The sequence below is a fragment of the Lachnospira hominis (ex Hitch et al. 2025) genome (genome assembly GCF_040096395.1).
In the GTDB taxonomy this organism is placed as follows: domain Bacteria; phylum Bacillota; class Clostridia; order Lachnospirales; family Lachnospiraceae; genus Lachnospira; species Lachnospira hominis.
Genome location: NZ_JBBMES010000068.1, coordinates 1 through 746 on the forward strand (window position 1 = coordinate 1; position 746 = coordinate 746).

Below are 746 nucleotides of genomic sequence, written 5' to 3' on the forward strand. Positions count from 1 at the left end.
ATCCGTATAGTCAGTATCGTTCAACGCATTATACAAAGATAATAAATCCTTAGGATTTTTAAAGATAAACCGAAACAGGGCATCTTTGTGGTTCCGGTTTAGTAATGGTTCATTGGTCAATAGGCAGTCCTCCTTGTAATAATCACTGTATTTTTAATTTCTATCATCTTTTATTGCAACATTATACTCCGCTTCTGAATAACACTCTATAATCTTATCCTTTGGGACATTAAGTTTAATCATGTTTTTGATAGCTTCAATTTTTGTTTGCTCAATTCCATCATTAAACCCATCATCATAGCTGATATTTTTCTCATTTTTTATATGCTGTTCTTCGTTATATTCTGTCAGAATCATGTCACGCACCTCCGCTGTATGCACTGATAATACTTCTTTTAGAATATTATGGCTTATGGCTTGGTTAATTGCAAGTGTAACGGCTGTGTTAATATCATTTTCCTGTGATACATAATCACGGATTAACCCGATAAATGATGCATAATCGTGGAGCAGCCTGCATTTTTTCATCAATTCCGCGTTATTACCAATATTTATGTTAATCATATGAGCGGTGATTTCCATTGCCGGTTGAAATTTTGACGAATTACAGTTGCTGGATGTATCGCTGGCGGTGACTTGATTTGAATTATAATTATCCGATTTTTTCACAAACGCATCCGACAGCCTCAGCGTGCATCTTTCCGGCATCTCCTGACGACCGTTATAAAATATTATGTAGCGTGGTA

The 746-nt window shown here is 35.7% G+C and carries 1 pseudogene; it reads right to left on the bottom strand.

Going from position 1 to position 746, the window contains the following annotated elements:
* Nucleotides 1-153: 153 nt before the first annotated feature.
* Nucleotides 154-746: pseudogene (locus WMO38_RS15105) on the bottom strand (hypothetical protein); the annotation flags it as partial.